At 45.9% G+C, this 10,449-nt stretch carries 12 protein-coding genes and 1 riboswitch; of the genes, 7 read left to right on the plus strand and 5 right to left on the minus strand.

From position 1 onward, the window contains the following. Positions 1 to 56 precede the first annotated feature (56 nt). The gene (locus KGF65_RS12965) at positions 57 to 440 is read right to left on the minus strand and encodes a hypothetical protein (protein WP_101872675.1); all 384 of its coding nucleotides are present in this window, start codon (positions 438 to 440) and stop codon (positions 57 to 59) included. A 232-nt stretch (positions 441 to 672) separates the two neighbouring features. Between KGF65_RS12965 and KGF65_RS17445 the strand changes: the two genes are divergently transcribed. Continuing rightward, complete coding sequence (locus tag KGF65_RS17445; RefSeq protein ID WP_216748439.1) at positions 673 to 930, plus strand: DUF5626 family protein; 258 nt, start codon at positions 673 to 675, stop codon at positions 928 to 930. Here the strand turns inward: KGF65_RS17445 and KGF65_RS12975 are convergent. Further along, entirely contained in the window at positions 927 to 1,442 is a 516-nt protein-coding gene (locus KGF65_RS12975) for a helix-turn-helix domain-containing protein (RefSeq protein WP_158296949.1), read from the minus strand. The two genes, KGF65_RS17445 and KGF65_RS12975, sit on opposite strands and share 4 nt — an antisense overlap. Positions 1,443 to 1,525: 83 nt before the next feature. Between KGF65_RS12975 and KGF65_RS12980 the strand changes: the two genes are divergently transcribed. Continuing rightward, entirely contained in the window at positions 1,526 to 2,146 is a 621-nt protein-coding gene (locus tag KGF65_RS12980; protein WP_105923790.1) for a hypothetical protein, read from the plus strand. Positions 2,147 to 2,675: 529 nt separating this feature from the next. On the opposite strand, the gene KGF65_RS12985 is transcribed toward KGF65_RS12980, so the two are convergent. Together KGF65_RS12985 and KGF65_RS12990 are read right to left on the minus strand one after the other, a co-directional pair. Beyond that, a complete protein-coding gene (locus tag KGF65_RS12985; protein ID WP_101872671.1) occupies positions 2,676 to 3,506 on the minus strand; it encodes an aldo/keto reductase in 831 nt (276 codons plus the stop codon). Positions 3,507 to 3,549: 43 nt separating this feature from the next. Further along, entirely contained in the window at positions 3,550 to 4,035 is a 486-nt protein-coding gene (locus KGF65_RS12990) for a glutathione peroxidase (protein ID WP_021336862.1), read from the minus strand. A 144-nt stretch (positions 4,036 to 4,179) separates the two neighbouring features. Further along, a riboswitch (TPP riboswitch) is annotated at positions 4,180 to 4,273 on the plus strand. A 101-nt stretch (positions 4,274 to 4,374) separates the two neighbouring features. On the opposite strand from KGF65_RS12990, the gene KGF65_RS12995 reads away from it, so the two are divergent. Genes KGF65_RS12995 through KGF65_RS13005 form a run of 3 tightly spaced genes read left to right on the plus strand, consistent with a single transcriptional unit; the run spans position 4,375 to position 7,036 of the window. After that, positions 4,375 to 4,944, plus strand: a complete 570-nt coding sequence (locus KGF65_RS12995; protein WP_050337903.1) for an ECF transporter S component — start codon at positions 4,375 to 4,377, stop codon at positions 4,942 to 4,944. A gap of 29 nt (positions 4,945 to 4,973) precedes the next feature. After that, positions 4,974 to 6,380, plus strand: a complete 1,407-nt coding sequence (locus KGF65_RS13000) for an ABC transporter ATP-binding protein (RefSeq protein WP_216748438.1) — start codon at positions 4,974 to 4,976, stop codon at positions 6,378 to 6,380. Continuing rightward, the gene (locus KGF65_RS13005; protein ID WP_101872669.1) at positions 6,377 to 7,036 is read left to right on the plus strand and encodes an energy-coupling factor transporter transmembrane protein EcfT; all 660 of its coding nucleotides are present in this window, start codon (positions 6,377 to 6,379) and stop codon (positions 7,034 to 7,036) included. The genes KGF65_RS13000 and KGF65_RS13005 overlap by 4 nt, the downstream gene beginning before the upstream one ends. Positions 7,037 to 7,089: 53 nt before the next feature. Here KGF65_RS13005 and KGF65_RS13010 read toward each other — a convergent pair whose 3' ends face one another. Next, a complete protein-coding gene (locus tag KGF65_RS13010) occupies positions 7,090 to 8,610 on the minus strand; it encodes an ATP-binding cassette domain-containing protein (RefSeq protein WP_216748437.1) in 1,521 nt (506 codons plus the stop codon). A gap of 330 nt (positions 8,611 to 8,940) precedes the next feature. Between KGF65_RS13010 and KGF65_RS13015 the strand changes: the two genes are divergently transcribed. Together KGF65_RS13015 and KGF65_RS13020 are read left to right on the plus strand one after the other, a co-directional pair. Then, positions 8,941 to 9,324 carry a CrcB family protein gene (locus KGF65_RS13015; RefSeq protein ID WP_101872667.1) on the plus strand — a complete coding sequence of 128 codons (384 nt, stop codon included), beginning with the start codon at positions 8,941 to 8,943 and terminating at the stop codon, positions 9,322 to 9,324. Then, the gene (locus KGF65_RS13020) at positions 9,324 to 9,677 is read left to right on the plus strand and encodes a CrcB family protein (RefSeq protein WP_050337908.1); all 354 of its coding nucleotides are present in this window, start codon (positions 9,324 to 9,326) and stop codon (positions 9,675 to 9,677) included. Before KGF65_RS13015 ends, KGF65_RS13020 begins: the two co-directional genes overlap by 1 nt. The last annotated feature ends 772 nt before the right edge of the window (positions 9,678 to 10,449 follow it).

Here is a 10,449-nt window from a genome sequence, read left to right on the forward strand (position 1 = left end):
GGGGCCAAAGCTCAGTCAACTAATCTCATACAACTATTCAAATTTAAAGCAACACACTACCTTTTCCACCAATGTTGAGTACGACTGTTTTCTATATTTTCTAGTTTAATGATTCGATCAGTAAGCTGCCTAATTTGGTCTTCTAAGTGCAATATTCTCTGTTGATCATTTTTTTCGCCAAATCCGGGATTGAAACTGATTTTTAGTGCATCCGATAATGCAAAACCACTTTTTGTTAGAGTAATACTCCTACTAAATCGAGTAATATCTGATGCAGTATATACTCTATTTTTATTAATCTTATTTCTAAATTTCAATTTATCATTTAATTCTTTTTCTACAATCAAACTATATTTTCGTAACGTTACCGCCTTAATTCCTAACTTCATTGCTGCCTGTACCGCACTAATTCCTTGCTTTTTCTGAGTCGAGTCTCCCATAACATCCTCCCCTATATCACGCTCTACATGTAACGATATCATAACGATTTATTAAACAAACAAAAGTTAACTAAGTGTTTCAGAAACAGATGGTTCCTTATTTAAACAGCGGTTTCGGCCCATTGTATTACTCGGAGGTCAAAAGCAATGAAAAAAATACAATCGCCAACTAGCCGTAACACTTTCAGTCATTTTATTATGTGTTTTGAGTTTCACGTTTAATGCACATGCAATGACACACACATATTCTGTATCAGAATCTAACTATTCTTGGAGTGCTTCATATAAGGTCAAAGTCGTGAAAAATAAAATTGTTCGGGTAAGCAATATTAAATTACATGCATTTGCCGGAAAAATTGTAGGTTACTCTACTTCACATACCGACAAAAAAGCTACTCTTACAATTGTAAGATCTTACAAAATCATTCGAACACGAATACACCTAATCGCTACTTTTTCCCATGGGAGTCTGCATGTAAAGACAACTTAGGACACATTAACATGCAAATGAAAATTGGTAAAAAATAGATCATATATTGACATTGCACAGTTCACAAAACTGTAAATAAAAACTATAGTGGCGGCAACATATATCCATATATATAGCCGATTAAATTTATTGTTTCTTAACGCAATATAGACAGTTATCAGAATTCCCATTAGTGGGACAATACCACTCACTAACACTAGAATCATTAATTCCATACTTTCATCTTGCGCATTGTATAAATTTCGCTTTAAAAATGGACTTGCTTTTTTTAAATCATTAATGTGCTCGTTATTATGGGATAGTCCTTTTTGAATGTCAACATCTTCACTTAGCAAAGTATCAACCGGTACTGAATAGAGTTTTCCAAGTCGCACCAAATTATCAATATCAGGATAGGTCCGTTGATTCTCCCATCGAGATACAGCCTGCCGTGAAACATTCAATGCTCTTGCAACATCGTCTTGAGAAAGTTGCGCATTATGACGATACTTTTTCAATTGTTCTGAAATCACTTTTGACACTCCAATCTAATCACAAAAGGATCTGATAATAATACAAAAATTAGCAACACCAAAACAGAAGGAAAATAATTATTATGGCAAAAAAACATCATGCTTTAAAAAAGGTGTCAATCATTTTTATCGTTACGTTACTCTGTTCCACTTTTTTGAATTCTTATGTTCATATTCATGCAGATAATGAATCAACAAATGAAACTATTGAACGATTAGTGAACGGGGATACACCTCATCAAAAAATTGCTATCACAAATGATCAAGAAGAACAAATCTCTAGTCTAATCAAGAAAGAAGCTGAGGTTCAAACAACAAACGATACTACCACCCTTACATTAACAGATGATCAACTAACAAGCATTTTGAAGCAAACTCTGTCCGCTGATGACTTTAGCTCCGTTCAAGCCGCAACTCATCACAAAGGCGTTTCAAAAATCGTCTGGCATGGTGCAGCAAAAAAAGGTAATGTTAACATTTACTTATCGAAAAGTATGTTAAACTTCTTACGTGGTGCTGCTATCGGTGTTGGTGTAACTACGATTATCGCTTTGTCAGGAGGATTTGCAGGAGCGGGGACAATTGCAACCATAGTTATTCGGAAAGTCATTAGTACCAGCATCAAGTCAAGTACAAAAGGATTCAAGTACGGCAGAAAATACTCCATTCGTTCTTGGAAATATAAAGGATGGTCATATCAATGAAACTAAACTTCTCCTTCAAAAACAATGCGCATGAATGGCTTGGCATTATAAGTCTATTATTGTTTCTAGCTGAGCCCTGGGTTGCCATCATAAACATGACTTATGGAATTGCTCTCGCAGGTACCGGTATTATTGGAATATCAACTTATCTAGAATCACTAAGTTATTTTAATGGCGCCCTTTCCAAAAAGATACTTCTCCTATTCACGATTCTCATTGCATTTATTCTCGAAGCTATCTATACTTTTATGATATTCATGCTTTTCAAAAAATAATCCAATCAATTGAGCTGTTCCGAATAAAACTCAGAGTTTTCTTGAAGTGCCTCACTATTGTCAAACTAATTAGTTTAGCAATGGTGAGGCACTTTCTTTCAGAATTGTTGTTCCTGCCTTTTCATAGAAAATTTTACAATTCGATTTTAAATTTTGTCAATATATAAACTGAAATCTTCAACTCATAATAGACGCAGCACAGCTTTCAATTCGTTTTATATTTCAAAACACAGAAGCTCTATCAACTATTTTAATTAAAACTCCTGATAAACTGCCGGATCTTGGTCATTCAAGCGACCATCTGCTCGACTCAGGCCATTAATCGTTGCCATATCAGCGTCACCGATTTCAAAGTCAAACACGTCGATGTTCCCTGCTTGACGACTCGGTGTCGACGACTTCGGAATTGGTAGCGTGCCGAGTTGTAACTCCCAGCGTAAAATTAGTTGGCCAACATTTTTATGGTAGCGCGCCGCAATCGCTTTGAGTGTCTCATTTTGTAGCATCTCACTCGCGCGGCCAAGGGGACTCCAGTCCTGCGTTAAGATACCGTGCGCTTGGTCATAGTCCCGTTGTGCTTGTTGGTTGAAATACGGGTGTAATTCGACCTGATTGATGACAGGTAAGACCCCAGTCTCCTTATCCAACCGGTCTAAATGTTCCGGTAAGAAATTCGAGACCCCAATCGAACGAATCAAACCTAACTTTTGGGCGTCAATCAATGCCTGCCAAGCTTCAACGTAATGGTCTTCCTTCGGGTTGGGCCAGTGAATCAAATACAGATCATAATAATCGAGCCCGGCTCGATACAATGATTCTTGAATCGTATTGATGGCTTGCGTGTACGTGTGATGCCGCCCCGGTAGTTTGGACGAAATCAGCAACTCCGAGCGTGGCACGGATGAGCGACGAACCGCCTCACCCACGGCCCCTTCGTTTTCATAATTGAAGGCCGTATCTAGTAGTCGATAGCCGCGGTCGATTGCAGAACCAATCACCTGCACCCCGTGCGCACCATTCAGTTTATAAGTCCCAAAACCAATCTTCGGGACCGTCAATCCATCACGTAGCGTATAAGTTTCCAACTCAATCCACTTCTTTCTTCAAAATTTTCAAAACAAAACCATACTAATCTTCAGAACGGTCTGCCAAAGCATCGCGAATCGCAGCCTCAAACGTTGCTGGACGAGTCGTCGGCGCATACCGTTCGAGGACGCGACCATCGCGGCCAATCAAGAACTTGGTAAAGTTCCACTTGATGCGCCCATGTCCCGCCGCTTGTTTCAAATAAGTAAACAACGGGTCCGCCTGGTCACCATTGACCATCACGCGCTTCGTCATTGGGAAGGTGACGCCATAGTGCCGTTGACAATAGTCGTGAGTCTCCTCATCATCAGCCTTTTCTTGATGGAATTGGTTAGACGGCAGGCCAAGCACCACTAATCCTTCTTGATGATACTTCTGATAGAGTTCTTCTAATCCTTTAAATTGTGGCGCCAAGCCACAGTTACTAGCCGTATTCACGATCAACAACACTTGCCCACGATATTGCGACAAGTCGAGTGTCTCACCACTCATTTCCGTTTCTGTAAAGTCATACACTGATTCAGCCATCAACATCCCTCCTAAGAATATTAATCAATTGCCGTGCTTTAACCCTAGTAAACCACAAAATTGTGATTTTTCATCGTACTTTGCTTTGGTTTCTGGAAATTTGATTGCACTCAACGTGATTATCCGTTACACTGAACGTATCATTCATAGCAACTGGGGTGCCATTGCGGCTGAGATAATACCCATTGAACCTGAATCTGGACAATGCCAGCGCAGGGAACAATGCTTTATTTGGGGAACCATCAATTCAGACTTAGCCGCCTGCCACTGTTACTTGTGGTGGGCGTTTTTTTGTCGCTTAGATGCGTGAATGACAAACTATTTTGGGAGGATTTAACAATGAAATGGGTTAAATCATGGTACTTGAACGACATTATTTTGCTGGCCCTTATCGGGATTTTCTTTGGGGCGATTTTTATGGGGACCAACTTTGTTTATAACGTGCTGAGTGCAGCACTGACACCATTTGGGCTCAGCGGTCTCGCCAACGAGCTGCTTTTGGGCTTATGGTGCATGCCAGGGATGCTGGCGGGCTACCTGATTCGTTTAAAGGGTTCCGCCACCTTAGGCGAACTGCTCGCAGCAACGGTCGAAATGTTCTTTGGCGGCCAATGGGGTATCACGACCTTGATCTCGGGGATCGTTCAAGGGTTCGGTGCCGAACTCGGCTACATCGCAACCGGCTACAAACACTACGATTGGTTAGGATTAACGGCTGCGGCCACCACGACTACGCTGGTGACGTTTGGCTGGGATCTGGCTCGTAATGGCTATTTCAAACTACAACTCTGGCTACTGATCTTATACTTAGTCGTGCGCTTCATCTCAATGTTCGTCTTCGGTGGTCTATTGACCAAGGCAATTACTGACTTACTTGACCGTAGCCACGTTCTCAAATCGACACATTAATCTCGCACTTTGGTATGGAGGAATCAAGAATGGCTCGTATCGCGCTGAACAACTTAACATATTCATATCCACAGGCGCCGACACCCATTCTGGAACACGTTAATTTAACGTTACCGTCACAACAGTTCACCTTATTAACGGGGCCGTCGGGAACTGGCAAGTCAACACTGCTTCAATTGATGGCGGGGGGCTTATCGCTAGCCGACGCGTCCGGCAGTATCACGTTTGACGGTCAATCATTAAACGACCTGCCCGCTAATCAGCGCGCGCGGCACGTCGCGATGATGTTTCAAAATCCAAATCAACAGTTTGCCATGGACACGGTCGAGCACGAGTTGATTTTTGCATTGGAGAACCTACAAGTGCCCCGCTCACAGATGATGGCACGATTGCGGCACGCACTGGCCTTCGTGAGGATTGAGCACCTACAACCGCGGCTCTTGAACCAGCTATCGGGTGGTGAAAAACAAAAGGTTGCCCTCGCCGTTATCGTGGCGATGGATAGCGATGTGATCTTGCTCGACGAACCCTTTGCCAGCGTGGACCCGGAAGCCCGCGCCGGACTACTCGAACGACTCGTTGAATTGCGCGACCAACACGGCAAAACGATTATTCTAGCTGACCACGACTTAGCGGGTTATGATCAGCTCGTAGACCAAGTGGTGCGGCTGACGAATCACCAGTTAGTCCCCGTTGCCCAGTCCGAATGGCCACAACTATTTGCCGCTTTCACTGACCAACCTCAGCGGGCGTGGACGGCACCGGAGCCAGTGACCAAGCCGTGCTTTCAGTTAGATCAGGTGACCCTTGCAGCGGGTGACCGAGAACTGCTTGCACCAACGACGCGTCAACTCCTCGCCCACCATAACACGCTGATTACGGGTCCCAATGGCAGTGGCAAGTCGACACTCTTTGAAGCCCTCGTCCGCTTGCATTCATACGGTGGCGAGATTCGCTACAACGGTACGCCCATTGCAAAATTAAAACGCAAACGCTATGCGCGGCACGTTGCCTTACTGTTTCAAGATGCCGAAACTCAGTTTTTAAACATCACGGTCGCTGAAGAATTGGCGCAAAGTCAGCGTTACGCGTACGGTGATTACTTTACGCCCAAACGAATTCAAGCCGCGCTCACCCAACTCAACTTAGCTGGACGTGACGACCAAATTATTTATACGCTGAGTGAGGGGCAGAAAAAGAAATTACAGATTTTATTAATGTTGATCATGCAATCACCAGTGCTCTTAATGGATGAACCGTTGAAAGGCTTGGACTTGCGCTCTGTCAACGCACTGGTGACACTGCTGACGGAGACGCAGGCCGCAATTCAACAAACATTGATCATTATCAGTCATCAATTGACCGGACTATTGCCGTTGATCGACTATCAGCTGCATTTTGAAAATCATCAGTTAGATTGGGTGGTGCGACCGTGAATCCAAGTATGAAATTATTATTATTACTGATTATCGCGTTAGAAATTTCATTCACGACCATCGTTAGTCTCAACGTCGCACTGGTGATCCTAGCCATCATTTATTTGCTGGCACACCGGACCCGACTGCGGACGCTCGGCTGGTTAGTCCTATTACCACTGTTGCCGGCGATTGGCTTGTGGAGCACCCAATATATTAACGGTAGCGGCGACCGAACATTGATGGCCTGGGTACTGTTCACTAGAATTTACGCCTTCGTCTTTACTGGTGCGACGTTTACGCTCACGACCGACGTCCTACAGCTGACCGATTCGTTGGAACAAAATTGGCACCTGCCGGCCAAATTTGCCTATGGCGTCTTGGCTGCTTACAACTTGGTACCACGAATCCGCCACGAAGTTCAGGTGATTCGGGCGGCGGGACTGATGCGTGGCCAAGTGCTCTCCTTCTGGTCACCGCAGCTCTACTTCAAAGCCATTTTAATCTCGATCAACTGGTCGCAAAATCTGGCACAGGCGATGCGTTCGCACGGATTCGTTGAGGACGCCCCCCGGACCCACTACCGCCAGATTCCACTCACTAAGGTGGACTGGGGCATCGTGATTACGGGCGTCATTTTATTACAAATCGGCGTCTTCGTGATTCCGTGGACTTAACTATCATCTAAAGGCCGCCCAACTAGCGTTATGACTAGTTGGGCGGCCTTTGATCATGCTTTTAATTGATCGATTTGGTGCTTTAACGCTTGAATTTCGGCGGTCGTTGCCGCAGGGTCCATCATCATCTGGTCATATTTGAATTGCAGAACGGCAATATCCGCTTCCGCAGGTTTGGGGGCTACGGCGACCTGAGCAAAATCAAGCAGTTGCTGATTGGTCAATTGTAGCGTCCGCGTCGCCACGGCATCCCGAAATGACTGGTCATGTGAGACGAACAGAACGGTGCCCGGATAGTCTTGCAGATAGGCTGCCAACGCTTCAAGTGCGTCGACATCCAGGTAGTTAGTCGGTTCATCGAGCATCAGCACGTTATATTGTCCGACTAAGATGGCGACTAACTGGAATTTTACCAGTTCACCACCACTCAATGCGGCCACTTGTTGCTGATAAAAACGGGCTGGCAAGCCGAGTGCGCCCATGACGTTACGAATCGTTTGGTCCGGTAATTGGCTCGCTCGCCGGACCGTCTCCCAGACAGAACGCTCGCCATCCAGCATCGTCATATCTTGATTGAAGACGCCGACTTTAGCGGCCGGCGCTAATGTTAGCCCAGAGACTCGTCGGGACAGTATCGCCTGTAATAAGGTCGTCTTGCCACTGCCATTGGGTCCCACGATTGCGACCCGTTCATGAGGCAGCACTTGAAAATCAGCGTGCGTCAGCAACGTTTTGCCATATTGCTTCAACGTCACGTTAAGACCCGTCACGACGGTCTTCCCCGTAAAGCTTGGAAAGTCAGTCGCCACCAATTTAAACCCACGTTGCGTCAATGGTTTGGCGACTTGCGGTTCGTGTGCCCCCCGTGCGACCATTCGCTTCGCCGTCCGCTCCATCTTGGCCGCCGTCGCTTCTCGCAAGGATTTCGTTTTAGACCGCTCAGCCGCTGACATCCGCCGATTGCCCTTTCGAATCCGCTGGGCCTTTTCATTACGCTGTTGTTGAGCCGCCAACAAGTCACGTTGATGACGCATCTGACGCTGATAGGCCACTTCCTGCGTCTGCCGTTGTTGGTCGCGAACTTCACGATAATGGGCATAATTACCCGCGTAGGCTTGAACCCGTTGGTCTTCAAATGCCCACGTCAGATTGGTTACCGCATTCAACAAGTGGCGGTCATGCGAAATCAACATCAACAGGCCCTGAAACCCTTGTAGTTGCGCAATCAGCCACTGTTGATGCGCCTCATCCAAGTTTGACGACGGCTCATCTAAAATCAAGATTGCGGGTCGGGCACTCAAGGCTTGGCGGATTCTGGACATCATTGCTTGGCCGCCACTCTGATTGAGTGTCGGAGCCAGTTGTGGCACATAACTGACGGGCGCATCCGTCACCAGTTGTCCACGGTAATCGGCATCTACTCCAGTGATCAAATGGGCAAGCGTAGATTTTCCCGTCCCATTGCGACCGACGACCCCAATCTTATCACCGGTGGTCGCCACCAAGTGGTCAATCGTAAATAGTGCCCGTCCCGCCACATTTTTTTGAATCTTCGTTAAATTAATCATTGTCATTGATCAACATCCCCTTTACTGCAGGGATTAATTGTCCTTCATGATTTGCGGACACAAAAAAAACGCCCTCAAATCATGAGACCGCTGACCATCGATTCAGTCAGCACCTCTAATTAATCCCAAAACGGACAGTCCACCCCTTCATATCGGGTTGGTGACTGTTCAGTTACTAGAATTAATTAGTTGCGCATCGGCTGAATACCTCGTATTTTCATAAGTTACTTTGTAGATTAGCATGTTTATTTTTATTTTGCAAGGTCCGACTGACGGATTGTCTTCAGGTCCAACTTTCAGTAAACTAGAGTTACTTTCAGAAAGCGGGTGTCAATATTGAAAAAAATCATCGCCATCGCCGCCTTTGCCGTTCTAGGCGGCGGGTTGCGAGAAGCACTCAGCCTCCTTGTGACCTGGCCACAACATTTCTGGATCACGTGCCTCATCAATATCGTCGGCGCCTTTGTTCTGAGTCTGATTACGACGCTGCTACCAGCCCGTTTACCAGTCTCTGAGGCCATTATTACGGGTATGAGCGTTGGGTTGATTGGCAGCTTCACTACCTTTTCGACCTTCACCTTTGAAACGCTACAGAGCTATCAAACGGGCCATAGCGTTTCGGCATTGCTGTCTATTGTTGTCAGCATCGGACTGGGGCTACTGGCTGGACTAGCCGGAAACTTGCTCAGTGAACACTGGTTACCGGAGGATGAGGCGTAATGTTTAGTTTAGTCTTATTAGCTGGCGGTGGGGCGGCACTCGGGGCACTCGGCCGCTACGGCATCATGCAGTTGGCGCGGCCTCTCAATCAGCGGTGGACCTTACCAGTCGCCACACTTTTTATCAACCTGACTGGCGCCTTCCTGCTGGGGTGGATTCTGACAAGCCCACTATCTGGACACTGGCAAGTCTTCTTAGGTACTGGCATCATGGGCGGCTACACCACGTTCTCAACAATGATCAACGAAATCGTCTTACTCAGTCGCCACCAGCATCGGCGCGTCGCCGGGCTATACTTAGCCCTTAGCTTGATTGGCGGCTTATTACTCGTCTACTTAGGCACTCGCTGTTAATCTTCGCATAAGTGTTCTTTAGCATTAAAGCTGATTGAATCATGCTATTTTCTAAGTTCAAGTGCCGCCAGCTGAAAACCGCTGGAAACAGTGCGAATTAGCGTAAACGTGCTGTTGTAGCGACGTCCTACGCCGGCTTCCAGGCATTCTGGGCAATGGCCGGAAACGTGGTGGACACAGATTTAAGCCGACAACCCACGTCTTAAATACTGGTCTTTCACCACTGTGCCTTGCCCAGAATACCTTCCAGCCGGGATGGTATTCGAAAGGCGGATGTGTGCGGACTCAACTTTTATTGGACTGGACATTGATTCTTAGTAAACAGTTGTTTTAGTAATCAACTTTGAGGTTGGTTTCGATAATTTTTAAGCCGGTTTACTCGCATTTTAATTCTAAAAGCCGTCAATACTTGCAAAAGCTGTATAGTCGCCCGAGAAATTGAAGGCCTGAATTGAGGGCAATTGGCGCTGTTATCGTCTAATTATGAGGCGAGTTTCCATTGAAGTGAATGATTATCTGCAGGCAATTTACCGATATATAAATTATGCAAATCATTAACGATACCAATTCAAAGTTCATCTGAAGGATAGCCACTTAATATTCAGTGGTCAGTTGCACCAAGATAGGTGGCCGTTCATCCGCCATTCGAGCGGGTTACCGACTGTCCGGCCCGCCGGACAATGCTCAAGGGCGAAATTCTTCTTGTCCGGGAGGTTTTCCCGGGCTAGAAGAAGACTCGTATTTGAAATTGCGCAGTGGGTTTCTGCGTGAG

Source organism: Lactiplantibacillus sp. 30.2.29 (assembly GCF_018991255.1).
GTDB classification, from domain to species: Bacteria; Bacillota; Bacilli; order Lactobacillales; family Lactobacillaceae; genus Lactiplantibacillus; species Lactiplantibacillus pentosus.